The following is a 26,406-nucleotide window of genomic DNA, read 5'->3' on the forward strand; positions in this document are numbered from 1 at the left end:
AGCCTCGAAAACAGGGTTATCCGTATGCGTTGACACAGAATACGTCAGATCGTGGAGCGCGCGCCCTTCGGCAGATCGCGGCTTTCCGATTCCAGCGACAGCGGCTCGATGCGTCCGACGATGAAAAGATAGCTGAACGCACCGAGAAAGCAGAAGCCGCCCGCGACGACGAGCGGGATCGTGAACGAGCCCTTCGTCATCGCGACCATCACGCCGGTGAACGTCGTGATCACGATCCCCGCCAGATTCGACGCAAAGTTCTGGATGCCGCCGATCGACGCGACATGGCGCGGTGTCGGCGCGACGTCGCAGGGCAGCGACCAGATGCTCGCCGCGGCGAACGCGAGGCTGCCATAGGCGATACCGAAGAACGCGAGCATCAGATAGGTGTTCTCCGTGAACGCCGACAGCGTGATCACCGACGACACCAGCATGCCGCCGACCATGCACGTCTTGCGCGCAGCCGTCAGGCTCCAGCCGCGCCGGAACAGCGCGTCGGACACATAGCCGCCGAGCCAGCCGCCCGGAATCGCGATCAGCGCCGGAATCATGCCGAGCGTGCCGAGCGATTTCAGCGAGAAGCCGCGCGTCTGCACGAGATAGCTCGGAAACCACGTAATGAAGAAGTAGATCACGAAGTTCAGGCAGAAGAAGCCGAGCATCATGCCCCACAGCGTGCGATGGCGAAACAGCGATGCCCAGGTCACGTTGTCCTGCCCGCCTCTCGCTTGAGCCGCCGGCGCAGCGTTGCGCGCGCTCTCCATCGCGTCCTGCACGGGATTCCGATAAATCACGAACCAGCCGACGATCCACACCGCGCCGAGCAAGCCGGTGAGGACAAAAGCAGCCTTCCAGCCGAGCGTGCCGATGATCAGCGCGACCACGGGAATCGACAGCGCGGAGCCGACCCGCGAGCCGCTATCGAAGATGCTGGTCGCGATCGCGCGCTCCTTGGGCTCGAACCATTGGCTGACGAGCTTCGCGCAGGACGGATACGCGCCCGCCTCGCCGACGCCGAGCAACAGGCGGCAGCCGAACATGCCCGCGACGCTGGTCGTGACCGCGGTGGCCGCGGTAAACACCGACCACCACCCGACCGCGAGCGGCAACGCGATGCGCGCGCCGACACGATCGACGAACCAGCCGAACGGCATCTGCATCAACGCGTAGGTCCAGAAGAATCCGCTCAGGATGAAGCCCATCTCGGCGGGGCCGATGCCGAGCGCCTTTTCGATTTGCGGCGCGGCGACCGCGAGATTCGCACGATCGATGTAGTTCACCGCGATCGCGAGAAAGCACAAAAAAATCACTACCCAACGCATCTTCTTCTTCATGAAACCGTCTCCTCCTGGGCTGGCATCTACTCTATTTGGATGAACCATGCGGCCTCGTGGCCGCCGGTGTGCTGCCGGGGTGTGCTGCTGGGGTGTGCTACAGACGATCACCGGCTTGAAACGCCGCTCTTTCTTTTGCTCGTGATTGCGCGCGATGTCGGCGAGGCGATGATCGAGGAACCGCCGGCATCGCGCGTTCGGCGAGCGCGAGCTGGCCGGGTTGTTCGCAAATGACTGTCTTCATCGTCATGGAGAAATTGATCGGGTATCGGGATGCGGAGCGACCAGCAGGGCTGCACAGCTGGCGTCTCCGTGGCGTCAATCCGGCCTTACCAATTCGCAAAAATAACGGCGCGTGCGATACTGGTCAAGCCAATTCGCACGGAGTTGGGGAAACCCCCGAACGCTGTCGCCGCGCCGCCGAGCACGCACGATTTGCGCGCCGGGCGCTTCGATCTACAATCGGCGCTCGCCTTATGGGGCTTGCACAAGCTACATCGCCGGGAATCGTTTCGTGACCACCAGACCTGCCGACACTCGCCGCCTCTATCTTCAGATCGCGGAAAAATTGCGCGAGCTGATCGCTCAGCCGGAGTTCGCGCCGAACGGCCGCCTGCCGCCCGAGCGCGCGCTGGCGGAGACGCTCGGCGTGTCGCGGCCGTCGGTGCGTGAGGCACTGGTCGCGCTGGAACTGGAAGGGCTCGTCGAGATTCGCATGGGCTCGGGCGTCTACCTGTGCGCGACGCCGTCCGCGCAGAGTGATGCGTCGCTGTCGCAGGCCGAACTCGGCGATAGCCTGCTCGACATCCTCGGCGCGCGCTGCCTGATCGAAGGCTCGATCATCGCGAGCGTCGCACCGTTCTGCAAACCGAAAGATCTGAAGATGCTGCGCGCCATCTACAACGAGATGGAGCGCGAAGTAAAGGCCGGCAGAATTCCGGTCGCGGCCGATCGCGCGTTCCATCTCGCGATCGCGCAAATGTCCGGCAATGAGGTGCTGGTGCGCACCGTCAGCTCGCTATTCGATGCGCGGCATAGTCCGCTGTCGGAAAAGCTGCGCGGCCACTTCGAGAACGAGACGACGTGGGGCGCCGTGCCCGAGGAACATCTCGTGATTCTCGAAGCGCTGGAAGCGCATGATGCGATTCAGGCGCAAGCGGCGATGCAGCGTCACTTGAAGCTGTCGTTGGAGCGGGTGATTGCGGGGGGGCAGAAGACGTCTTAGGCGGTGGTGTGACTGTGAACCAGCGTCGGCGTTGTTCTGCTCCGCGGCTTCGAAGTGCCCTGTGATGGCGCCTGCGCGGCGCAGCCCACCCCAGCCTGCGCGAACGCTTCGGCGAGAAAGTCCACGCACACCTTCACCTTCGCCGACTGCGCAAGACGTTCGGGAAATACGGCCCACACGCTGGCGGGCTGCGTGAGCTCGGGCAGCACGCGCCGCAGCCTCCCTTCGTCGAGCAAGGGCTGCACGTCCCAGATCGAGCGCAGCACGATGCCGCGCCCTGCCAGCGCCCATTGCACAGCGGCCTCGCCGTGATTCGTCGAGAGCGGACCCGTCACTTTCACCGCGACCGTCTTGCCGCCCGCATCGAGACGCCAGACGCCGAATGGGTGATCGCGCTCCTTGATCGCGAGACACGCGTGCGCCTCCAGATCCGCGACGGTTCGCGGCTCGCCGTGCTGCGCGAGGTATGCCGGCGAGGCGCAAAGCACGCGATAGTTGGTTGCAAGGCGCCTTGCAATCAGGTGGCCAGCGATCTCGTCGCCGATGCGCACGTCCAGATCGAAGCCTTCGCCCGCCACGTCCACGACGCGATCGAACAGGTCGAGCCGCACACCCAGTTGCGGGTAGCGATCCGACAAGGCTGCCAGCGCCGGTGCGACGAACTTGCGGCCGAAGCCGAAGCTGCTCGACACGCGCAGCGTGCCGCGCGCAACGCGCCGCGTGCTGGAGACGTCTTCGACGAGCTGCTCCATGTCGTCGAGGATTTTCTCGGCCCACGCGAACACGCGCTCGCCCGCGGCCGTCATCGCCACGCGGCGCGTCGAGCGGTGCAGCAAACGCGTGCCGAGGCTCGCTTCGAGTATCCCGACGCGCTTGCTCACATACGCCGCCGAGGCGTCGAGCGCATCGGCGGCCGCGCTAAAGCTGGACTTGCGGGCGACCATGCAGAACACCCGCAGGTCGTTGAGCTCAGGGGAAGCAGGAAGTTTCATCAGAACGAGTGGCGCATGCCGATGCGCACGTCGGCCTGCGTCGTTGTCGAAGAAGGCGTGAAGCTGTAGCCGATCACCGCATCCACACCGTTCGACGCCTGCAGCCAGTCGCCCGAGATGTACACGTCCGTGCGCTTCGAAAGCAGGTAATGCAGACCCGCAGACAGCTGATTCCAGTGGTGGCCGTCGAAGTGCGTGTATTGATAGCCGCCCGCGAAACTTGCCGCCGGCGTGATCTGCCAGTTCGCACCGCCCTCGGCCACCAGCATGTGCTCGCTCTCGCCAAACGCCTTGATCTGCGTGTATGTGAAAGCACCCATCAGCGTGACCTTGTTGATGACATAGCTCGCGCCCACGCCGAAGGCACCTTGCCTGTCGACCGGAAAAGGCGTATCCGCATACAGCGACGTGACGGCGCCCGTGGCAGGATCGACGCTCACGGTCGGCCTGCCGAAGAACGTGCGCACGCCGATCATGTTGTACGGGTCGAACGCGTAAATGCCCGACGGGTTGTTCAGCTGCGTATAGGCGGTGCCCATCGAGAACTGGCCGTGCTGATACTGCGCGCCGACGCTCCACGCGCTGCCCTTGTGAAAATCGCCAGGCGTATTGCTGAACGAGTACATGCCGCCGAACTGAAACCCGCCGTACGTGCTCGACATGAACTTCACGGCGTTCGGCAGATGGTCGCCGTTCATGCGGTCGAAGTCACCCTGGTTGATGGCGTAGCCGCTTGCCCACGCGGACGCGTTGTACTGGTAGACCATTTCCCGCGTCATGTCGAACTGATTGCCGAACATGAGTGTGCCCCAGTCGTTCTGCAAACCCGCATAAGCGGCGCGACCAAAAAGCGAGCCGCCATTCGAGATTTGCCCGTTACCCAGATGAAAGCCGCTCTCCAGCTTGAACACGGCCTTCATCCCGCCGCCCAGGTCTTCGGTACCCATCAGGCCCCAGCGGTTCGCGTAAGTCACACCGTCGTCGAACTTGACCAGATGCGAGCCACCCGCGTTAGAGACGTAGGTGATGCCCGCGTCGAGCACGCCGTAAAGCGTGACACTGCTTTGCGCGCGCGCGGCCACCGGGAGCAAGGCGAGTGCGAGCACCGCCGTAACGAATACAGCGGGTCGCAATTTCTTCGTCTGATTCATGTTGTAGTCGTTGTTGAGTCAGGTTCAGTTCAGGCCACGGTCGGCTTCGCGCACGAGCTGGCGCTCTTTTTCGATGTCGATCGAGCGACAGGCCCACAGATAGACCAGTGCCGCGACGGGCAGGCCCACGAGCATCGCGATGTCGATGCCGCCCAGCGCATTCGCGACCGGTCCGGAATAGAGCTCTGTCTTGAAGAACGGGATCATCGCGGCAAAGCCCACCCCGTATGCGGTCAGGCCACGCCAGTTCCAGCGTCCGTAAATGCCGCGCGGGTTGAAGATCTCACGCACCGAGTAATGCGAGTGGCGCACGATGAAGAAATCGACGAGGTTGATCGCGGTCCACGGCGTGAACAGATAGCCGAGAATGCCGAGGAAGTCGCCGAACTTGCCCATGAAGTTATCCGACGCCGAAAACGCGAGCGAGGTCGCTACGAGTGCCACCACGACGAGGCTCACGATGCGCTTGGTCGCGTTCGACTTGAGCGGCTTGAACGAGTCCGTGATGCTCAGCAGCGTGAGCGAGGCACCGTAGAAGTTCAGGCCCGTGATGGCGAGCAATCCGAGCAGCGAGAGCAGCAGCGTAACCGTACCGAATCCCGGGAAGATCATGTCGCCCGCGCGCTGGACCGCGTCGGAGATCTCGATCTGCGAGTTGAGCGCCGCGGCCGCCGTGCCCACCAGCATCATCCAGACGCCGCCAATGAGCGCGCCAAGGAAGGTCCACCAGAAGGTGGCGCGCACGCCGGTATTGGGCGGCAGATACCGCGAGTAGTCGGAAACGTAGATCGACCACGAGAGCTGATATGCCGCTGCCGAAAAAAGCTGCACGAGGAACGGCGTGGTCTTGAAGCCCGCGAGGCTCAGCTGGCCTGTGGGGAACGGCACCTTCAGGCACATGCCGATGCTGAAGATCGTGAGCGCGGCGAGCAGCGCAAGCGCGAGCCAACGTTGTGCCTTATGGATCAGGTCATAGCCGAACACCGCGAGCGCAACCGCGATCACCGTGAACACGATGTAGCTCAGATGCGGCTCGGTGCCCAGCAGGTGATGCGCGGTCTGTCCCGCCATCAGCTGGTTGAACGAGTTGTAGCCGATATAGGTGACGAGCGCGACCACCCACACGAGCAGCGCTCCCATGTAGCCGAACTGCGGGCGCGACTGGATCATCTGCGGCAGCCCGAGCTGCGGCCCCTGGCTTGAATGGAACGCCATGAAGAAGGTGCCCAGCACGTTGCCGAGCACGATGGCGATCGCACTCCACAGCAGGTTGCCGCCCATGCTGATGCCAATCGCACCGGCCGCGACGGTCGCGAGATTGGCGTCGCCCGTGAACCACACGGGCCATAGGTGCCAGGCCTTGCCTTTGCGTTCGGCAAGCGGCACATAGTCGATCGAGCGTGATTCGATTCGCGATTTTGCGCGCGAAGGTTCGTTGGCCAAGGTTTCGGCAATTGCCTCGTGGGACATGTCTCCTCCAGTTGTGGGGTGGCGAAAGCGGCCGCGAATGGCACGGTCCCGCCTTCCGCGCCGGTCCCGATACCTGGAGTTCCAGTTTCCTGACACGACGCGGTTATCTTTCAGTTAACTACAAACCATCAGTTAACGATGGTACCCACCCTGGAGTGTTTCGTCGCACTATCGCATCCTCCTATTGACGTCTATGCGGAAATCGATTTGGTTCGTCGAACGTCAATTTCCATTGATTCTTAACAGAAAGAATGGGCGTCTTGCATCGAATCCGCACGCCACCCGGGCGATCAGTGCGGGATAACCCCGATCCTCCGCCGGACGGTTTTCTCCTATATTCCCGTTAACCCATAGTTTTATAGTAACTGTCAGTTAATTAACTCCCAGTACGGCGGACCCCATGACCTACCTCCCGATCGAATTCCACAAAAAACCCGACCTCCCCAAGTTGCCGGCCGACTTCTGCGCCAACCCCGAACTCGCCTGGACCATCCCGGCGAGCTACTACACCTCTGAATCGGTGTACAAGGCCGAAGAAAGAAGGATCTTCGAGAACACCTGGATCTGCGTCGCGCACCGCAGCGAACTGGCCGAAGCGAATGCCTACGTGACCCGTGAAGTGGTGGGCGAGAGCATCCTGCTCGTGCGCGGCAAAGACAAGGTGCTGCGCGCCTTCTATAACGTCTGTCCGCACCGTGGCCACCAGCTGCTCGAAGGCAGCGGCAAGGCGAAGAACGTTATCACCTGCCCGTACCACGCCTGGGCGTTCAAGCTCGACGGCGCGCTCGCGCACGCCAACAACTGCGATCACGTGGAGTCGTTCGACAAGGAAAACTCGACGCTCGTGCCGGTACGCGTAGAGGAGTACGCGGGCTTCGTGTTCATCAACCTGAACCCGGACGCCGAGGGCGTGGAAGCGCAACTGCCGGGCCTCGAAGCCAGCCTTCGCAAGGCCTGCCCCGTGATCGACGACCTCAAGCTCGCCGCTCGCTTCGTGACCGAGACGCCGGCCAACTGGAAGTCGATCGTCGATAACTACCTCGAGTGCTACCACTGCGGCCCGGCGCACCCCGGCTTCTCGGATTCCGTGAAGATCGACCAGTACACGCACACGCTGCACGGCAACTGGACGCTGCAGTTCGGTCACGCGCAGTCGTCGGAGCGTTCGTTCAAGCTCGACCCGTCCGTGAAGGACCCGAGCTTCAGCGGTTACTGGGCGTGGCCCTGCACGATGTTCAACGTGCCGCCGGGCGGCGACTTCATGACGGTCATCTACGAATTTCCGATGAGCGCCGAAGTCACGCTGCAGCACTATGACATCTACTTCCTGAACGACGAGCCGACCGAAGAGCAGAAGAAGCTGATCGAGTGGTATCGCACCGTGTTCCGCCCGGAAGATCTGCGCCTCGTGGAGAGCGTGCAGAAGGGCCTGAAGTCGCGCGGCTATCGCGGCCAGGGACGCATCATGGTCGACAGTCAGCGCAGCGGCGTCAGCGAGCACGGCATTGCGCACTTCCACAACCTGCTTGCCCAGCAGTACCAGGACTAAGGGGCCACGCATGAATTCACTGCAACATTCCGGCCTGCTGCGTGAGCGGGCCTATATCGACGGCCAGTGGCGCAACTCCGACGACGGCGCCACGCTCGACGTCTACAACCCCTCCACGGGCGAGCTGATCGCGAACGTGCCGAACATGGGCGCCGCCGAAGCGCGCGCGGCCATCGCGGCCGCGCACCGCGCCTTCCCTGCGTGGCGCGCCACTACGGCGAAGGAGCGCGCGCGCCTTCTGCGCAACTGGTTCGAGCTCATCATGGCGAACCAGCAGGCGCTGGCCGAGATCATGACCCGCGAGCAAGGCAAGCCGCTCGCGGAGGCACGTGGCGAGATCGGCTACGCGGCCTCGTTCATCGAGTGGTTCGGCGAGCAGGCCAAGCGCATCGACGGCGATGTGATCCCGAGCCCGAACCCGGACCAGCGTCTGGTCGTGACGAAGGAGCCGGTGGGTGTGTGCGCCGCGATCACCCCGTGGAATTTTCCGGCCGCGATGATTACGCGCAAAGCCGCTCCCGCGCTGGCCGCCGGCTGCACGATCGTCATCAAGCCCGCCAACGAGACACCGCTCTCCGCGTTCGCGCTTGCGGCGCTGGCCGAGGAGGCCGGCATTCCCGCCGGCGTGATCAACATCGTCACGGGCAAGTCGCGCGAGATCGGCCTCGAGATGACTTCGAGCCCGCTCGTCAAGAAGCTCACGTTCACAGGCTCGACCGAAGTAGGCCGTCTGCTGATGCGTCAGTGCTCGGATACCGTCAAGAAAGTGTCGCTCGAACTCGGCGGCAACGCACCGTTCATCGTGTTCGACGACGCGGACCTCGACGCCGCGATCGAAGGCGCACTGCTTTCGAAGTATCGCAACGCCGGGCAAACCTGCGTCTGCGCGAACCGCTTCTATGTACACGATTCGGTGTACGACGAGTTCTGCCGGCGCTTTGCCGCGCGGGTGGCCGCCTTCAAGGTGGACGACGGTTTCGCCGAGGGCGTGAACATCGGACCGCTCATCACCGAAGCGGCGCGCAACAAGGTCGACAGCCTCGTGCGCGACGCCGTGGCGCAAGGCGCGCGCGCGGTCACGGGCGGTGCGCCGCACGAGCGCGGCGGCAACTTCTACGCACCCACCGTGCTCGCCGACGCGAAGCCCGGCATGGCGGTGCTCTCCGAGGAAATCTTCGGACCGGTCGCGCCCATCGTGCGTTTTTCGAGCGACGCCGAAGTCGTGCAACTCGCGAACGATTCGATCTACGGGCTTGCCGCGTACTTCTACAGCCGCGACATCGGCCGCGTCTGGCGCGTGGCCGATCAGCTCGAATACGGCATCGTCGGCATCAACACGGGCCTGATCTCCAACGAAGTCGCACCGTTCGGCGGCGTCAAGCAGTCGGGCATCGGCCGCGAAGGCTCGAAGTACGGCATCGAGGATTACCTGTCGATCAAGTACCTCTGTATGGCGGGGGTTTCGCGTTAATCGACGCGCTCACCTTCGAGCGGATGCGGGCCGCGCCGCATCCGCTCTTTTCTCCGGACTCAGAAGTCAAGGAAGTCAAGGAAGTCAACATGAACGCCCGCGAATCGATCGCTGTCGACGTCGTCGCCGTCGAGCAACTCACTCCACTCATCAAGCGCTTCACGCTCGCACTGCCCGACGGCGCGCCACTGCCCGCCTTCAACGGCGGCGCCCATGTCCTGGTCTCCATGCAGGACGGCGAAGCGTGGCGCCACAACGCGTACTCGCTGCTGAGTTCGCCGCACGACACGCGCCGGTATCAGATCGCCGTGCGCCGCGAAGAGGCCTCGCGCGGCGGGTCCGCCTTCATGCACGAAAAGGTCGAAGCGGGCACGCGCCTCGCCATCGGCTCGCCCGCCAATCTGTTCGAGCTTGCGAGCGACGCGAAGCGGCACGTGTTCATCGCGGGCGGCATCGGCATCACGCCTTTTCTCGCGCAGCTCGCCGAGCATCGGCCTGAAGATCTCGAGCTCGATCTGCACTATGCATTCCGCAGTCCCGAGCACGGCGCATTCGTCGACGAACTGAAGGCTGGCCCGCACGCGGCCAACGTGCACTGCTATGTGGAAAGCGAGGGCCAGCGTCTCGACCTGCTCAAGCTCTTCAAGAGCCTGCCGACCGATGCGCATGTTTACGTGTGCGGCCCGCAGGGCTTGAACGACGCCGTCTACGCGAACGCCGCGTTGCTGGGATGGCCGAAGTCACAGCTGCACTCGGAGCAGTTCGCCGCTACCGACACCGGCGGCAAGGCGTTCACCGTGCTACTCGCGAAGTCGGGCATCGAGCTCGAAGTGGGCGAGGACGAGACCATCCTCAAGGCCATCGAGCGCGCGGGCGTGACGGTGGAGTCGCTGTGCCGCGAAGGCGTGTGCGGCACCTGCGAAGTGGCGATCCTCGAAGGCGAGGCCGATCATCGCGACCAGTATCTCGACGACGACGAAAAAGCCGCGCAGAAGACCATTCTGCTATGCGTGTCACGCTCGCGCACGCGACGCCTCGTGATCGACCTGTAGGCCGGCCTCCACGGCACGGATTCCCGGGTGAGCGCTGCAGCGCCTGACGGAACGGCCCTCGCGCCGATCCGTTAAACTACCGAAAGATAGGCGCTCGCACGCATTGTCCCGGCCGCGCGCCCCATTCATCATCGGCGGCATAGGCCCCGAGCCCTTCTTTCGGGCCCAGGGCCTATGCCGCCCTTTTCGCCTGATCCGTTCGACCGCGCGATACGTCATAGAGGGAAATGGATGTCCGAGGATACGTTCGCGTTCCGTCTGAAAGTACTGCTCGAGCACAAGAAGCTGAGCTTGCAGCAAGTGGCCGACGCCGTCGGCATTTCACGACCCGCCGTGCACAAGTGGACCCGCGGCGGCGAGATCGACTATTCGAACCTGCGCCGCCTCGCGGCGTTCCTCGACGTCAACTGGGTCTGGCTGCGCTACGGTGACGAAGCCGTGAAGGACCTCGGCATCGCAGGCAATACGGAACTGCCCATGACCGACCTGCGCCGCCGCTACACCGCCGAGATCATGTCGAACGAAGCGCGCATGAAGCAGGCGCAGGAGTCGGCCGGCATCGTGACCTGGGAATGGAATCTGATCACCGACGAGCTCATCTATTCGAGCAATTGCGCGAAGCTTTATGGCCGCGAGATCCACAGCAACGCCGAATTCTGGGAGATCCTGCACCCCGAAGACGCGATCTGGCTGAACGAAGGGTCCTTGAAGGAACTCGTTGCGAGCACGGCGCCGCGCGTGTGGGACTTCCGCATCATTCTTCCCGACGGGCAGATCCGCTGGATCGAGTCACGCGTCGCCATGCTGCTGGACGATGCCGGGCGTCCCGTGCGTGTGGTGGGCACCACCATCGACATCAGCGCGCGCAAGCAAGCGGAGCGCGCGTTGGAAAGCCGCCTGGAGTTGCTCAATGACGCTGCGCGCATCGCGGGTTTCGGTGCATGGCGCTGGCTGCGCGCGCAGGACGAGCTGATCGTGTCGGACGAATGGTGCCGGCTGTTCGGCGTCGATCCGGCCAGGGCGCCGCGTCATTTCGTCGAACTTTCGCAGCACATTCATTCCGACGACCGCGCGGCGCGCGAAGCGAGTGTGAATGACGCGCTCACGCATCGCGCGGACTATCGCGTGCTGTATCGTGCGTTGTTGCCCGACGATACGTGGCGGCTGGTGGTGGAGCAAGGCTACGCGCGTGTCGCGCCGCACGGCGAGGATGTGTGGCTCACGGCACTGTGCCGCGCGGCGCAGCCCGCCGACATGACGGCGGCCGCGACCACGGGTGCGCAGCCGGTCGCCGAAGAAGCCGCGGCCACGGGAAGCGCGCCGTTCGGCATCGGCGCGCGCTAAATCCGGGCGATGAACGTTCGCTAAATCCGGGTGATGAACGTTCGCTAAATCCGGGCGATGAACGTTCGCTGAATCCGGGCGATGAAGGTTCGCTGAATCCGGGTGACGAGCATTCGTCAAAGATAACGGGGCGTCCCGCAGGAACACCCCGCGCGCTTTCCGCTCAAAGCGCGGCGGCGACAGCCTTGCCGACGTCCGCCGTGTTCGCCGCGCCGCCCATGTCCGGGGTACGCGGTCCTTCCACCAGCACGTTCTCGATGGCCCGCATGATCGCGTCGTGCGCCGCCTTGTATTGCGCGTCGCCGTTGCCGAGGAAGTCGAGCATCATCGCACCCGACCAGATCATCGCGATCGGATTGGCAATCTTCTTCCCAAAGATGTCCGGAGCCGAACCGTGCACCGGCTCGAACAACGACGGGAACTTGCGCTCGGGGTTCAGGTTGGCCGAAGCCGCGAGACCGATCGTGCCCGTACACGCGGGGCCGAGATCCGAAAGAATGTCGCCAAAGAGGTTCGACGCCACGACCACGTCGAAGCGATCCGGCTGCAGCACGAAGCGCGCACACAGGATGTCGATGTGCTGCTTGTCCCACTTCACGTCGGGATACGCCTCGGCCATCGCAGCCACGCGCTCATCCCAGTACGGCATGCTGATCGAGATGCCGTTGGACTTCGTGGCCGCCGTAAGTTTCTTGCGTTCGCGCGTGTTCGCAAGCTCGAACGCGTACTGAAGGATGCGGTCCACGCCCTGGCGCGTGAACACCGACTCCTGGAGCACGAACTCGCGCTCCGTGCCTTCGAACATCTTGCCGCCCACGGCGCTGTACTCGCCTTCGGTGTTCTCGCGCACGACGAAAAAGTCGATATCCCCGGGCTTGCGATTCGCGAGCGGGCACGGCACGCCGGGCAACAAACGTACCGGCCGAAGGTTCACGTACTGATCGAACTCGCGGCGGAACTTCAGCAGCGAACCCCACAGCGAAATGTGATCGGGTACCTTGTCGGGCCAGCCCACCGCTCCGAAATAGATCGCGTCGAACTCCTTGAGCGTGGCGAACCAGTCGTCCGGCATCATTTTGCCGTGCTCCAGGTAGTAGTCACAGCTCGCCCAGTCGAAATGCGTAAATTCCAGCTTCAGATCGAACTTCGCGGCTGCCGCCTCCATCACACGCACGCCCTCCGGCATCACTTCCTGGCCGATGCCGTCGCCGGGAATCGCGGCGATTCTGAATGTCTTGCTCATGTCTCGTTCTCCGTTGCACGGCGCGCCTCAATGGGTGCGCGCTCGATGAGTGCAAGCATGCCTCAAAGGGCGCCGGAAATTAGCCGCTGTAGCGTTGAGACATTGAACACGATGCGTGAATAATCGTCCGCGAGGCTCCGGGCCTGCATCGCTAAGAGGTCTTTGCCCGACTGATTCGACCTGAACGAACCGTCGGATCGAACTTATCCGTCCGCGCAATGCGTGGACGGCCACATCGCCACTACGCGTCACCCTCAAACGTCGGTATAAACCTGCATCGCAATCCGCTTGCTCTGCGGCTCACCCGCCGAGATCTGGATCAGCTCGCAAGCACGGCGCTCCGGCTGCGCCATGTCTGGCGTCCACACCCAGTAGTGATTGCCCGGCAAGCCATTGACCGCCACCACGCGGTGATTGCCCGCGGCATCGATCGCATGGATCGTCACGCGGCTGATCAAGCCGCCCTTGAGCGCGCGCATATCGTCGACCGCTTCGCTGACCGCGCGCTCGACGCTCATGCCCATTTTCATGTAGAGCACCACCGCGCGCGCCGTGCCGGCGCGGATCGTCATCTCGCCCGCGCCCGTGCATGCGCAGGCGCCGTAACGGCTATCGGCATAGGAGCCCGCGCCGATCACGGGGCTGTCGCCGAGACGGCCCGGATATTTCCAGCCCCATCCCGATGTACTCGTGCCGCTCACGACATTGCGGGCGCTGTCCATTGTGAGAAACACGGTCGTGTCCTTGCCGATCTCCGGATCCACCGCGTCGTGGCAATAGCGTTCGAGCGGCACGTTCGGCCACGCGGCCCTGTCGGCCGCGCTGACTTCGCCGTCGAACCAGCGCGCGTACGCTTTGCGCGAATGTTCGGCGAGCAGCTCACAGCGCTCCGCACCCGTTTCGGCCGCATAGCGCGCGGCGCCCTCGCCGATCAGCAGCTCGTGCGGCAGCCGTTCCATCACCGCGCGCGCGACGCTGACCGGATGCCTGAACCCCTTCAGACCGCCCACCGCGCCGGTGCGCAGCGTCGAGCCATCCATCACCGACGCATCGAGCTCGACTTCGCCGAGCAGATTCGGCCAGCCGCCACGCCCGACCGTGCGCACCTCTTCGTCATCTTCGACGAGCCGGATGCCTGCCTCGACCGCGTCGAGCCCGGCACCGCCATTGCGCAGCAGTTCCGCGGTCAAGCCGATGCCGGATTTACCTTCGTTGTTGGTCAGAATAATCATGTGTTTGGGTCTTGCAGGCAGAAATGTGCGGAGCCTCAGGGTCAAAGTCCAGCGCGGAAATCCTTGTTCCAGAAGTCGAGCATTTCCGTTTTGTGTTTCATCAGCATCGCGAAGTCGACCGGCACGATCCGCTCCAGCTCCTTGCCCGAGAAGCCCACCGCCTGTTGCAACGACGGCGGCAGGTTCGCATTCGCGATCGTCGGCGCGTAGCCCATCGATTCGGCGAACGCGCGCTGGGAACGCGGATCGAGCATCGCATTCAGATAGGGAAACGCGCAGGCGGACGATTTACTGCCCGCGGTGACGGCGGCCTCGAACGTGGCCGGCAATGCGCCCTCCTTCGGGAACACGTAATCGACCGCGAGGCCCGCCTTTTTCCACTGCAGCGCGCGCGCCTTCCATGTGACGGTCACGACGATCTCGCCGCTCTTGAGCGCCGACGCCAGTGCATCGACCGACGGATACACTCGCGGCGATGCCTCGCGCAGCGCGCGCAAATACTTCTGCCCGAGCGCGAGATCGCTCGCTTGCCCACCCGAGGCAAGCGCGCCCGCGAGCGTCAGATAGTCATACTGATCATCGACCAGGCCGATTTTGCCCTTGAATTGAGGGTCCAGCAGCACGGCGAGACCGTCCGGGCGCGTGCGCACCCTGTCGGTATCGTAGACGAGCACGAGCGCGCTGAAGATGTGCGGGACCGCGTAGCTGCGACGAAATTGCGGAATCACGTTGGCAAGGTTCGGCAGCAGCGCGTCATCGAGTTTCGCGGTCGTGCCTTCGGAGTACATCTGGAACATGTCGTTATCGCGCAGCAGCGCGACATCCAACGTGCTGCGCCGCCCGTGTGCTTCGGCGCGCATCGTGGTCTGCCGCGCGAGCGCACTGCCGACCGCATAGGTGATCGCATCACCGGTAGGCGTCACCAGCGAATCGATGTTCTGTTGCAGCAGGCGTTGATAGTCGCCTCCCCACGTGCCGACCACCACCTGACCGGAACACGCACCGGCCGCATTGGCTTTCAACGCGAACGGACCCAGCGCGGAGGCGGCGACGAGCGTCCCCGTCGATCGAAGAAAACGGCGGCGTGGCTGGTTGATGTGATTCATACACTCGCTCCAGGAGAAATGCGCTTTCGAAAAGAAACCGCAACAGACGACGTCAGGCCTCGGTGGCCCGATCGGTATTTCATTGGATAGGTGGGGAACGCCGCTGCCGCCGCGAAGCGGCAATCGGTCAGCTCGCTGCCGTCAAGCGCGTATTCACGGCCGCCAGCACTTCTTCGAGCGTCTCCTCCATCACCTTCGACAATTCGTCGAGATGCGGAGCCGGCGCGGCGCCATGCGGCGTGATCTTCAGCGTGTAGAAAGGCATTGCGTGCTCGAAGCGGCGCAAGATCAGATTCGAGTCGAGAAAGTCGTACGCCGACACCGGATGCAGCAAACCGATGCCGAGGCCTTCCTTGACCATCGTCGCGATGTTGACCGAGTACGGCGCGGTCGCCACCACCTGCGATTGCAGCTGACCGCTCGCGAACACCTGATCCATGCCCCAGCGCACGAGGTCCGGCAGAGCGTACGACACGATCGGCTGATTCCGCAGATCCGCCACCTTGATGACCTTGCGCTTGCCCAGCGGATGACCGGCCGGCAACGCGCAGATCGCGTCGAGCTGCGCGAAGGCGGTCGAATCGGTGCCGGTCACGTCGACCGTATTCGTGACGAGACCGAGCGCGAGTTGACGCGACACCACCTGATCGCGAATCAGCGACGATGCCCCGGTCGTCAACGCAATCTGCACGGCCGGATGCCGGCGATGAAAGTTCGCCACGACGCGCGCGAAGTAGCCGAGCCCGAACGATACGACCGAGCCCACGCGAATCACCGCGGTCGACGGATTGCGCAAGCTCAGCGCGAACTCGCGGATGTTGTCCAGGCCGGCATAGCGCCGCTCGACTTCCTCGAACAGCGCCAGGGCTTCGACGGTCGGTTCGAGCCGGCCGCGGCTGCGATCGAACAGCGTGAGACTGGTCGATCGCTCCAGATCGGTAATCAGGCGGCTGATGCCCGACTGCGAAGTGCCGATGACCTGCGCGGCGCGGGTCGTCGTGCGCGTGAGCATCAGCGCCCTGAATGCGTCGATGTGCCGAAAGTCCATCCGTTCTCTCCGGATTGCACGGGCCGCCGGCGCTCCCCGCTGTCAACCTCGCGCGCAAGCGAGCGCTGCGCATGTCACGCCGGCAAATCAAAGGCATGGATTCTACCGCCCTTCATCACGACCGGAATGCGCTCGCCCTGCCCCAGCAGACAGTCGAGCGACGCAAGCGGATTGCCGTCGACGACGAGCATGTCGGCGTGCGCGCCTGCCGTGATCTGCCCGAGCTGCCCGACCTGGCCGAGCACCTGCGCGCCGACCACCGTTGCGCTGCGCAGGATTTCGAGCGGCGTCAGCACTTCGCTGCGCAAGCGGAATTCATCGCTTTGCAGACGCTGCGATTCGCCGAGCAGATCGCTACCGAAGCCCATCGGCACGCCTGCCGCGCGGAAGATTTCGAGCGAACGCAGGCCCGCCTGGCGCACGCTCCCGATCTTCGCGACGCTGTCGGCGGGCAGGCCGAGCGCTTCGCCTTCGTTCGCGAGCGCGTCGTAGGTGACGAGCGTCGGCACCGCGAACGCGCCGTGCTCGGCCATCACCCGCGCAGCCGCTTCGTCGACCAGATTGCCGTGCTCGATCGTGCGAACGCCGCAGCGTACCGCGCGCGCGATCGCCTCGGCCGTGTACGCATGCGCGAGCACGTAGGTGCCGCGCGCCCGCGCCTCGTGGACGATCGCCCTGATCTCGTCTTCCGAATAACCCCATGCGCCGACCGGATCGGTGGGCGAGGCGACCCCGCCCGAGGCCATGATCTTGATCTGATCGGCACCCATCTGCAGCTCTTCACGCACCGCGCGACGCACGGCATCGACGCCGTCGGCGACACGCGATATCGCGCCGACCCGCGCGCAACACGCGCATGGGCTATCGGTGCCGATGTAGTCGCTGCGGCCGCGCATGTCGCCGTGTCCGCCGGTCTGGCTGATCGCGCGGCCCGACACGAACAGGCGCGGACCTTCGGCGAGCCCCTGTTCCAACGCCTGTTTGAGCGCGAAGCCCGCGCCGCCCGCATCGCGCACTGTCGTGAAGCCACGCCGAAGCATGCCTTGCAACAACGGCAACGACTTCAGCGTGACCAGCACGTTCGGCAAGTTCACCTGTGCCGCGAGATTGAGCTGCGTCGCATGCACGTGCACGTGCAAATCGATCAGGCCAGGCATCAGCGTCTTGCCGCGCAGGTCGATTTCGCGTGCGGACGCGCTGCGGATCGGCCGGTCCGAGACCTCCTTGATGCGTCCGTTTTCCACCAGCACCGCGTGGTCCTCACGCAATTCGCCGGCAGCCGGATCGAGCAGCGCGCAGTGCGAGAACAGAATCGACTCCATCAGGTCTCCTCCCGGTACAAGATCCGGGTCATCTCCAACGTTGAAGGGTGTCGCGCGCTGCGCGACTCAATCGATGGTCGCGTGCGCGAGCGTGCGCGGGGTCTTCGTGAGCAGCTCCGGCGTCGGGCCGGTCACGACCGAATCGTCGAGCCGGAAACCGCCCAGGCCGTACACATAGATGCCGGGCTCCGCCGAGTACACCTCGTTGTCCAGCAGCGCGCGGTGATTGAACGCCATGTCGTCCGGATACTCGTGACCGATGATGCCCATGCCATGCCCCGTGCGATGACGGATGTACTTCGCGCAGCCGGCCTGCTCGATCACCGCCTGCGCGGCCGCGTCGATACCCGAAACCGGCTGACCCGTGACGGCCGCCGCGACGGCCGCCTCGTTGGCCGCGCGCGCGACCTCATGAAAACGCGCCTGCTCGGCGCTCGGTTTGCCGCAGAACCAGGTGCGCTCGTTCTCGATCACGAGACCGTTCAAACGCGGAATCACGATATTGACCAGACCGTCGCCCGCCTTGATCTGCGCGCCGCACGACGCACCGTCGCCGTGCGGCGACGCCGATGCCGGTCCCGACAAGGTCCAGCAACGCATCACTTCGAGGTTCTCGCCAGGAAAGCGGCGCGCGCCTTCGGTCACCATCAGGGTGGCCATCTGATAGTCGAGTTCCTGAACGAGCCGTCCGGGGCGAATGTTCTCGCGATAGCGGTCCTGCACCCAATCGGCGAGGCTTGCGGCGGCCCGCATGACGGCAATTTCCTCCCGGTGCTTGACCCAGCGCAACGAGCGCAACTCGGCGAGCATCGGCAGGAACTTCGCGTCCGGCAGCAGTGACGCCGCGCGGCCGAGCGGACCGCCGGCGGCTTCGACGCCGATTCGCGATGCGCCAAGCCCGGCGGCACGCAAACGCGCGGCGATCAGTTCCGGGACTTCCGCGAGTAGCGGCTGCCGCTCGACCACGCGCGGATGCTCGGAGTAGAACGAGATATCGTCGAGCCACAGATGTCCGCGCTCGCGCGCCATCATCACGTGATGCGTCGACAGCTCGTTCATGATCGCGAACGGCTCGCCCGACAGCGGCACGCACACGGCGATCGGCCGCTCCCAGGTCTGCACGTCGACGTGGAAATTGGTCGCCCACTGGAAGAAGTCGGCGGACGTGAAGATCAGCGCATCGACTCGCTGACGTTCCATCAGTTTTTGCATCAGGTCGTGACGGTAAGCGCGAGTCTTGTCGGTGAGGATTGGCATCTGTTGTTCCTTCAGGAAGAAGAATTGAGGAGAGGCGCATCCCACACACCAGCCCGCGGCGCGCCCTGCCAGTTCAGGTCATCATCGTCTTCGCGTAGCGCCGCTGGATGATCCAGTGCGACAACAGCGCCAGCGCAAACGTGACGACCATCGATACGATCGACAGCACGGCCCCGAACGGCCAGTTGTTCGCCTTGGCGATCTGGTCGTAGATTGCCGGCGTCATCATCGTGATGCCGGTGCCGCCGAGCAGAACCGGTGTCGCGTATGCGTTCATGCACAGAATGAACACGAGCATCGTGCCGGCCGCGACGCCGGGCGCCGCGATCGGCAGCACGACGCGCGCGAGCGTCTGAGCGAAGCTCGCGCCGAGATTGCGCGCGGCTTCCTCGATCGAGAAATCGAGGCCTTCGAGCACGCTCTGCAAGGTCAGGATCATGTACGGCAGAACCACGGCGGTGGTGCCGGCCACCACCGCGAACGGCGTATACAGCAGCCGCACCGGTTGATCGACGAGGCCGAGCGCCATCAGCATCGCATTGACGAAACCCGCGTTGCCGAGCATGACCATCCAACCCGCCGCGCGCACGACGTTGCCGACCAGCAGCGGAAACACCAGCAGCATCACCAGTTGGCTCTTGAAGCGGCTCTGCGTTTTAGCAAGCACATAGGCGACCGGAAAACCGAATACGAGCGACAGCGCCGTGCACAGCGCGGCCACCTTGATCGTGGTCCACAGCACCGCGTGGTAGTACGGATCGGTCAGAAACTGGACGTAGTTCTCGAGCGTGAACGCCGCCTGCATCATCTGGACCGAGTCGAAATGATTGAAGCTGTAGCGCACCAGTTGCACGCCCGGCAGCACGATCACGAATAGCACGACCAGCACGGCAGGCGTTGCGAGCAGGCCCCCGGCGAAGTCGCGGCGCCGCGGCGCGGCGTTCAGTGCGCTCGTCGTCATGGTTCAAAGTCCCGGCTTGAATTCCTTGTTCCAGAAGTCGAGCAGCGCCGGTTTTTCCGCGGTGAAACGCGCGTAGTCGACTTTGACGAGGCGATCGAGTTCGGCATTCGTGAAGCCGACGCTCTGTTGCAGCGTCGGCGGCAAGGCCGCATCGGTGACGGTCGGCGCATAGCCCATCGTCTCGGCGAAGCCGACCTGCGCGCGCGGATCGAGCATCGCGTTCAGATAGTTGAAGCCGCACGCACGCGTCGGCGCGTTCTTCGGCACGGCGGCCTCGAACGTGACCGGCACGCCGCCCTCTTTCGGGAACGCGTAGTCGACCGGCACGCCGCCTTTTTTCCACTGCAGCGCGCGCGCTTTCCACATGCAGGTCATCCAGATTTCGCCGCTTTTCAGCGCCGCCGCGACCGTTTCGTTCGACGGATAGACCTTCGGCTGCTGCTTGCGCACCTCGCGCAGAAACTGGATGCCGGCCGCCGTGTCGCCATTGTTCTGGCCCGCCGCGAGCGAAGACTGCAGCACGTTGAAGTTGTACAGAATGTCGGAAAAACCCACCCGTCCCTTCAGTTTCGGATCGAGCGCGGCCGCGAGCGAATCGGGCTTCGCCTGAAACTTCTCCGGGTTGTAGACGATCACCATCGCACTGAAGATGTGCGGAATCGAATACGGGCGGCGCAGCGCTTCGATCGTGCGCGCCGAGTTCGGCACCAGTTTCGTGTCGAGCGGTTCGAGCACCCCGGAACGGTTGACGTCGAACATGTCGATGTCGGCGAGACAGGCGACGTCGAGCGAACCGTGACGCGACATCTTCTCCGCGCGCAGCTTCGTCATGCGGCCGATCTGATCCGCCGAGTCGTACGTGACGCGACCGCCAGCGGCCTCGATGATCGGCTTGCCGATGTTCTGTTCGAGCAGGTTCAGATAATCACCGCCCCACGTGCCGACGACGACGTTGGGGCAAGCGTCGGCCGCCAGCGCCGTGCGCGGATCGAAACCGAGCGACGGAGCGACGAGCAGACCGGAAGCAGCTTTCAGAAACGTGCGGCGCGTGATGGGATAGCTCATTTTATGGTCCTTCAGGCGGAAAAAAGCAGGCAATCTTCGGTTCTGAAGCACGCGTGCAGCGTGTCGCCCGGCGACCATGCGCCGGCACCGGCGTGCGCGGTGTTCGGCACGAGCGCGACGAGGCTCTGGCCGAGCTCGCTCGTGAGGCGCAATTCGACGGTCGCGCCGAGATAGATCCGCTCGGCCAGCCTGACCGGGATCGACACTTCGCTGTGCTCGGGCGCCGCGGCGAGACGCAGGCGCTCGGGTCGGATGCCGAGCGTGTTGGCATTGCGCGCGGCCGCGTTGACTGTGAACTTTTCGCCGTTCGCCGTGATGAACTGGCCGTTGTCGACGTGGCCCGCGAGGAAATTCATGCGGCCCAGGAAGCTCGCGACGAACGGGTTGGCGGGCCGCTCGTACAACGCGTCCGCGCTGCCGATCTGCTGCACGCGTCCGTCGTGCATGACGGCCACGCGGTCCGCCATCGCAAGTGCTTCCTCCTGATCGTGCGTGACGAAGATCGTCGTGAGACCGAGACGCTGCTGGAGCGCGCGAATTTCTTCGCGGACCTCGACGCGCAGCTTCGCGTCGAGATTCGACAACGGCTCGTCGAGCAGAAATACGTCGGGCCGGATCGCGAGCGCGCGCGCAATCGCGACGCGCTGCTGCTGGCCGCCGGACAACTGCCGGGGATAGCGTTCGGCGAGCGAGCTCAGCCGCACCATGTCGAGCGCCTCGCGAATCCGCGTGTCGCGCTCCGCCTTCGGTACACGCCGCATTTCCAGACCGAAAGCGACGTTCTGCGCGACGGTCATGTGCGGAAACAACGCATAGCGCTGAAACACCATGCCGGTATTGCGCTTGTCGGGTGCGAGCCGCGTGACCTCGGTGTTGCCGATCCAGATTTCGCCGTCGCTCGGCTCGACGAAGCCCGCGACCATGCGCAGCGTCGTCGTCTTGCCGCAGCCGCTCGGGCCGAGGAACGCGACCAGCTCGCCCTCGGCGATATCGAACGACACGTCGGCGACCGCGGTCGTCGCACCATACTGCTTGCGCAGATTGCGCAGGGATACCTGAGCCATGATCAGATCACCTTGCCGAGCTTCACGAAACGATCGGTGATCAGCATCACGATGCCAAGCAGCACGATCTGCGCGGCCGATACCGCCGCAATGGTTGGGTCGAGATTGAATTCGAGGTACTGCATGATTGCGATCGGCAACGTCGTCTTGCCGGGGCCGACGAGCGGCAAGGTCATCTCGAGGTTCTCGAACGAGACGATGAAGCCGAACAGCGTGGAGGCGACGATCGCCGGCCGCAGCATCGGCAGCGTGACGCGCCACAGCGTGCGCCACGCACCGGCGCCGAGATTGCGCGCCGCCTCCTCGACGGTGGTGTCGAGCTGGCCCAGGCTCGCGGTGACGAGCCGGATCGTCCATGGGATCGTCAGGCAGACATGCGCGAGCAGCAGGCCGCCGAACGTGCCGACGATGTCGGTGTCGAGCGCATTCTCGGCGCGCAGGTAGAACAGATAGGTCGCAATGCCGGCGACGATACCAGGCACGACTAGTGGCAGCAGCAGCGTGTTGCTGACGAGGCGACGCCCAGCAAACCGGTAGCGCGCAAGCGCGAGCGAGGCAGCGACACCGAGCACCACGCCGCCGATCGCCGCGCCGGCCGCGAGCTTCAGCGACAGCACGAAACCATTCGCGAACGCGTCGTTACGCCATGCGTTGACGTACCACGACAGCGTGTAGCCGGACGGCGGGAACGTGATGATCGCGTCCTTGAAGAAGCTCAGCCAGATCACGAAGATCAGCGGGCTCAGCATGAACAGATAGATGAGCGCGACGCCCGCCCTGACGAACCATTTCGCCGGGGACAGACGTGGGTGGGACAAAGCGCGCGCGGAAACGATGCTGCTACCGTCGATCGGAACCTGCGTCACCGCGCTTTCTCCTTGGTCGGGATTACACGTTGGGGTGTGTCCGGCGGAGTGGCGACCTCAGGCCACCCCCGCTTCGCCTCGGCTGGTCGCAATGTAAATTTGCATAGCCTGACGAACTGCGATTCACAGTAGCATGAATAAAAAAAGGAGCAAAGCGGGTTCTGGCTAGACGCGCGCTGGGGTTTACGCGGGCGCTGGTCGCCCAGGGGAAAGGTGTTTGCGCCGGAATGGCAAACGCGTTGACCGTCGAGGAGGCTTGTATCAGCGCGCCACCGCTGCCCGTGCCCTGCCCGACTTTACGCGCCAGTTCGCGAGCGCGCCGAGCGCCATCAGCACGCTGGTGCCGAGAAACACCGCGCGCATACCGATGTGTCCGCCGACGAAACCGCCCAGCAACGGGCCAGCCACCTGCCCCGCGTATTGCGACGACACCGAGTACCCAAGGATCGCGCCCGTCACGCTCGCCGGCACGTTATGGGCGGATCACGCTCGCGATGCACGGCAGCAGGCCGCCCAGTGCCATGCCCATCAGGAAACGCAGCACGATCAGCTGCCAGCTCGCGGTGACGAACGCCTGCGGAACGAGCAACACCGCCGATACGGCGAGGCAGCCGACGATCACATTCCAGTGCCCGGCGCGATCGGCGAACTTGCCCAGACGCGACGACGAGATCACGCTGCCGAGCGCCGCGCCCGACATCACGAAGCCCGCGATCATCGTCACGCTTTGAGGCTTCGTGAGCTGGGCGACGTAGACGGTGATGATCGGCTCGATCGACATATTCGCGACCATCAGCAGCAGACCCGTGGCAAGCATCGCGATGGCCGGCCGCTTGTCGTCCACCGAGGCCCACGCGCCCTGCTTCGGCGCGCTGTCCGCGCGCTTGCGAACCGGCATTTCGCGAATCAGGAACGCCGTCGCGAGAAAGGCGACGAAGATCGCCGCGCCCGAGGCCCAAAAGGTCGCGCGGATGCCGATCAGCGGCGGCAGGAAGCCGCCGATCAGCGGGCCGACCAGATTGCCCGCCATGATCCCCGACGACAGCACGCCGAGCGCCCAGCCCGAACGCGCCTTCGGCGTCTGCGTCGCGACGAGGATCATCGAGCCCGACGCATAGCCGCCGAGCAACCCGGCGAGCAGCCGCAACGCGACCAGCTGCCACGCCGAGTGCGCCATGCCGATCAGCGACATCGCGACCGCCATGCCGAGGCTCGAGCGGATCAGCATCAGCTTGCGGCCGTAGAGGTCCGCGAGCTTGCCCCACAGGGGCGCGACGAGCGCGGCGCTGAAGAAGGTCGCGCCGAACGCGGCGCCGGACCACTGCACGATCGCCGCATGATCCTTTACGCCGAGCTGCTCGACATAGAGCGGCAGGAACGGCAGCAGCAGCGTCATCGCGACGATGGTCGTGAACGAGCCGAACACGCACACGCACAGATTGCGCTGCCAATGCGCGGCGGCTTCATCGCCGGCCGGCGCGGCGGCCTTGGCTGTCGCCGTGGCCTGCGCCTGTGGTGGCACCGGTTCGACCGATGGTACGTCGAGCTTACGATTCATCTTCGAGGCTTTCCAGGGTGACGAGGGTCTGTTCGAGCTATCCAAAGCATCGTAACGGGCTGCGCCGCCGCCAGGCAGTCAACCCATCATCCTGGTATCGCTACTACCTCTTCGGAACGCGCAGGCCTGGCTGCGCGCCTCTTTGCAACTAGTGGCCCGCGGGCGACGTGCTGTGCGACGTCTGCGGCGCGGCCGCCGCCGATGCCGCCGCATCCGACACGCCCACCGCGCCGCCCGGCAGATCGGCCGGCTTCGTCGAACTCACCGCATCCGGATAGAGCTGCATCAGCACGCGCAGCACGCCATTGGTCCAGCCAAAGCCGTCCTGCAGCGGATACTCGCCGCCCCCCGCCGACTTGCCGCTCGCGTCGACGTCGTACTTCTCGACCAGCTTGCCGGTGCGCTGGTAGTACGCGACGTCGGTGCGGATCCAGCGCGTCGCGATATCGCGCGCGAGCTCCGGCTCGCTATAGCGGCGCAGCCCGATCACCGCGAGGTACTGCAGCGGCGCCCAGCCGTTCGGTTCGTCCCACTGCTGGCCAGTGTTGGTCCGCGTCGTCGCGAGACCGCCCGGACGCAGCAGATCGCGCCGGATCGTCTGCGCCACTTCGCGCGCGTCGTTGCGTGTCGCGACGCCGGCGTAAAGCGGGTACACCGTCGCGGCGGTAAGCCGGTGCGTGAGCGTGCGGTGCACGAAGTCGTAGTCGCCGAAAGCGTGCAGTTGCGGATCCCACAGCACCCGGCGGATCGCATCGGCGCGCACCCGGGCACGTAGTTCGAGATTCTCGGCGTGGCCTGCATCGCCGGTCACACGGTAGGCTTTCGCGAGCGTGCGTTCGAGGTCCGCCATCAGGCAGTTCAGGTCCACTGGCACTAGCGAGGTCACGTCGATGCTCGCGAGCGTCCTGCCGTCGGCGAACCAGCGCGAGCTGAAGTCCCAGCCGGTTTCGCCGCCCGCGCGCAGGTTGCGCCACAAATCCCGCGCATCGCGTTGCGGCATCCGCTGCGCCGTCATCACATCCTCGCGGTACGACTCGTCGCGCGGCGCCGCGCGCTCGTCCCAGTAGCGATTGAGCAGCGTGCCGTCGGCGAGGCGCACGAGATGGTGCGCCGCGTTGCCCGGCGCGAGATGGTCGCTGCCGGCCATCCAGTACGCGTATTCACGGCGCAACTCGGGCAGATAGCGGGCGTAGACCTGATCGCCCTCCTTGCGCGCGACGAGCTGCACCATCTGCGCGAAGAACGGCGGCTGCGAACGGCTCAGGTAATACGTGCGATTGCCGTTGGGGATGTGGCCATAGCGGTCGATCAACGTCGAGAAATTGTTCAGCTCGTCGTCGACGAGCGCGTGCTGGCCGCTAGCGTCGAGCCCCAGCAGGATGAAGTACGAATCCCAGTAGTAGATCTCGTCGAAGCGGTCGCCCGGCACGATGTACGGCGACGGCAGCGGCAACAGCGACGAGTACGGGCTCGCGCTCGCATCCGGTTCGCGACGCAGCACGTTCCACAGCGTATCGATGTGCGCGGTGACGCTCTCGTCAGGATCGGACGCGTAGCGCTTCGGCGCGCGCGGGGGCAGCGTGAAGCGCTGTTCGACAAATTGTTTCAGGTCGAAGCGCGGCTGAGCACGCTGGCTGTCGTAGTCGGCGATGACCTGGGCCGGCGGCTCGCCTGGCGACATATCGGCAAACGTCTTGCTGTCCGGGTAAAGATGCGCGAGTTCGACGTCGCGATACAGCTCGCCGTACAGCTCGGACGGCGGCGTCGGCACGACCGGCGACGGCTGCGCGTGATCCGTGTTTTCGACGTGCCGGTCCGCGGCGCTGCTGGCGGTATTCGCGGCGGCGGCCGATGCGGGCAGCGTAACGGCCGGCGCGGCCGGCTGGGTCTGGGCGACCGTCGGCGCGGATTGCGCAATGACGCTGGTGCTTGCGGCGAGCGCCAGCGCGGCGGCCACGGAGGCCACAACGCGGCGGTACGGCCGCTCGCGGGAACACCAAACGGGAAGATCGTAACGAAATGGCATCGGCGGACCCGTTGAGGACGACGCGGTGACGTCGACGTAGGCGGCCCGCCGCGCGCGCCGATGACATGCT

At 64.6% G+C, this 26,406-nt stretch carries 20 protein-coding genes and 1 pseudogene; 5 read left to right on the plus strand and 16 right to left on the minus strand.

Annotated elements, in window-relative coordinates; genetic code table 11:
• Positions 1-44: 44 nt before the first annotated feature.
• The gene (locus OKW40_RS00415; protein ID WP_429487602.1) at positions 45-1,334 is read right to left on the minus strand and encodes an MFS transporter; all 1,290 of its coding nucleotides are present in this window, start codon (positions 1,332-1,334) and stop codon (positions 45-47) included.
• A 514-nt stretch (positions 1,335-1,848) separates the two neighbouring features.
• Between OKW40_RS00415 and OKW40_RS00420 the strand changes: the two genes are divergently transcribed.
• Entirely contained in the window at positions 1,849-2,559 is a 711-nt protein-coding gene (locus tag OKW40_RS00420; protein ID WP_429487604.1) for a FadR/GntR family transcriptional regulator, read from the plus strand.
• On the opposite strand, the gene OKW40_RS00425 is transcribed toward OKW40_RS00420, so the two are convergent.
• Genes OKW40_RS00425 through OKW40_RS00435 form a run of 3 tightly spaced genes read right to left on the minus strand, consistent with a single transcriptional unit; the run spans position 2,556 to position 6,172 of the window.
• Positions 2,556-3,551: a LysR substrate-binding domain-containing protein gene (locus tag OKW40_RS00425; RefSeq protein ID WP_184067819.1), complete on the minus strand. Its 996-nt coding sequence runs from the start codon at positions 3,549-3,551 to the stop codon at positions 2,556-2,558. The genes OKW40_RS00420 and OKW40_RS00425 overlap by 4 nt on opposite strands.
• The gene (locus tag OKW40_RS00430; RefSeq protein WP_429487606.1) at positions 3,551-4,702 is read right to left on the minus strand and encodes a porin; all 1,152 of its coding nucleotides are present in this window, start codon (positions 4,700-4,702) and stop codon (positions 3,551-3,553) included. The genes OKW40_RS00425 and OKW40_RS00430 overlap by 1 nt, the downstream gene beginning before the upstream one ends.
• 24 nt (positions 4,703-4,726) lie before the next feature.
• Positions 4,727-6,172: a purine-cytosine permease family protein gene (locus tag OKW40_RS00435; protein WP_429354312.1), complete on the minus strand. Its 1,446-nt coding sequence runs from the start codon at positions 6,170-6,172 to the stop codon at positions 4,727-4,729.
• Positions 6,173-6,572: 400 nt separating this feature from the next.
• On the opposite strand from OKW40_RS00435, the gene OKW40_RS00440 reads away from it, so the two are divergent.
• The 4 genes from OKW40_RS00440 (at position 6,573) to OKW40_RS00455 (ending at position 11,588) form a co-directional block, all read left to right on the plus strand.
• The gene (locus tag OKW40_RS00440; protein ID WP_429354311.1) at positions 6,573-7,721 is read left to right on the plus strand and encodes an aromatic ring-hydroxylating oxygenase subunit alpha; all 1,149 of its coding nucleotides are present in this window, start codon (positions 6,573-6,575) and stop codon (positions 7,719-7,721) included.
• A 10-nt stretch (positions 7,722-7,731) separates the two neighbouring features.
• The gene (locus OKW40_RS00445) at positions 7,732-9,192 is read left to right on the plus strand and encodes an NAD-dependent succinate-semialdehyde dehydrogenase (RefSeq protein ID WP_429487609.1); all 1,461 of its coding nucleotides are present in this window, start codon (positions 7,732-7,734) and stop codon (positions 9,190-9,192) included.
• Between the two features lie 89 nt (positions 9,193-9,281).
• Positions 9,282-10,244 (plus strand): PDR/VanB family oxidoreductase, encoded by a 963-nt coding sequence (locus OKW40_RS00450; RefSeq protein ID WP_429487611.1) that lies wholly within the window; start codon positions 9,282-9,284, stop codon positions 10,242-10,244.
• A 231-nt stretch (positions 10,245-10,475) separates the two neighbouring features.
• Positions 10,476-11,588 (plus strand): PAS domain-containing protein, encoded by a 1,113-nt coding sequence (locus OKW40_RS00455; protein WP_429487613.1) that lies wholly within the window; start codon positions 10,476-10,478, stop codon positions 11,586-11,588.
• Between the two features lie 163 nt (positions 11,589-11,751).
• On the opposite strand, the gene OKW40_RS00460 is transcribed toward OKW40_RS00455, so the two are convergent.
• The 12 genes and pseudogenes from OKW40_RS00460 to treA form a co-directional block, all read right to left on the minus strand.
• Positions 11,752-12,831 carry a tartrate dehydrogenase gene (locus tag OKW40_RS00460; protein WP_429487615.1) on the minus strand — a complete coding sequence of 360 codons (1,080 nt, stop codon included), beginning with the start codon at positions 12,829-12,831 and terminating at the stop codon, positions 11,752-11,754.
• Positions 12,832-13,085: 254 nt separating this feature from the next.
• On the minus strand, positions 13,086-14,063 hold the full coding sequence (locus OKW40_RS00465; protein WP_429487617.1) for a N(4)-(beta-N-acetylglucosaminyl)-L-asparaginase: 978 nt from the start codon (positions 14,061-14,063) through the stop codon (positions 13,086-13,088).
• 41 nt (positions 14,064-14,104) lie between these two features.
• Positions 14,105-15,169, minus strand: coding sequence for an ABC transporter substrate-binding protein (locus tag OKW40_RS00470; protein WP_429487619.1), 1,065 nt, complete (start codon positions 15,167-15,169; stop codon positions 14,105-14,107).
• Between the two features lie 127 nt (positions 15,170-15,296).
• Positions 15,297-16,217, minus strand: a complete 921-nt coding sequence (locus tag OKW40_RS00475) for a LysR substrate-binding domain-containing protein (protein WP_429487621.1) — start codon at positions 16,215-16,217, stop codon at positions 15,297-15,299.
• 74 nt (positions 16,218-16,291) lie between these two features.
• Positions 16,292-17,539, minus strand: coding sequence for a metal-dependent hydrolase family protein (locus OKW40_RS00480; protein WP_090810841.1), 1,248 nt, complete (start codon positions 17,537-17,539; stop codon positions 16,292-16,294).
• A gap of 66 nt (positions 17,540-17,605) precedes the next feature.
• A complete protein-coding gene (locus OKW40_RS00485; protein ID WP_429487623.1) occupies positions 17,606-18,796 on the minus strand; it encodes a M24 family metallopeptidase in 1,191 nt (396 codons plus the stop codon).
• Between the two features lie 73 nt (positions 18,797-18,869).
• Positions 18,870-19,757, minus strand: a complete 888-nt coding sequence (locus OKW40_RS00490; RefSeq protein WP_429487625.1) for an ABC transporter permease — start codon at positions 19,755-19,757, stop codon at positions 18,870-18,872.
• A 3-nt stretch (positions 19,758-19,760) separates the two neighbouring features.
• Positions 19,761-20,822 (minus strand): extracellular solute-binding protein, encoded by a 1,062-nt coding sequence (locus tag OKW40_RS00495; RefSeq protein WP_429487627.1) that lies wholly within the window; start codon positions 20,820-20,822, stop codon positions 19,761-19,763.
• Positions 20,823-20,833: 11 nt separating this feature from the next.
• A complete protein-coding gene (locus tag OKW40_RS00500) occupies positions 20,834-21,886 on the minus strand; it encodes an ABC transporter ATP-binding protein (protein WP_429487629.1) in 1,053 nt (350 codons plus the stop codon).
• Between the two features lie 2 nt (positions 21,887-21,888).
• Complete coding sequence (locus tag OKW40_RS00505) at positions 21,889-22,752, minus strand: ABC transporter permease (protein WP_429354303.1); 864 nt, start codon at positions 22,750-22,752, stop codon at positions 21,889-21,891.
• A gap of 261 nt (positions 22,753-23,013) precedes the next feature.
• Positions 23,014-24,310, minus strand: a pseudogene (locus OKW40_RS00510) (MFS transporter).
• A gap of 148 nt (positions 24,311-24,458) precedes the next feature.
• Positions 24,459-26,267, minus strand: a complete 1,809-nt coding sequence (gene treA, locus OKW40_RS00515) for an alpha,alpha-trehalase TreA (protein ID WP_429487631.1) — start codon at positions 26,265-26,267, stop codon at positions 24,459-24,461.
• Between the last annotated feature and the right edge of the window lie 139 nt (positions 26,268-26,406).

Source organism: Paraburkholderia sp. RAU6.4a (genome assembly GCF_050435625.1).
Taxonomy (GTDB): Bacteria; Pseudomonadota; Gammaproteobacteria; order Burkholderiales; family Burkholderiaceae; genus Paraburkholderia; species Paraburkholderia tuberum.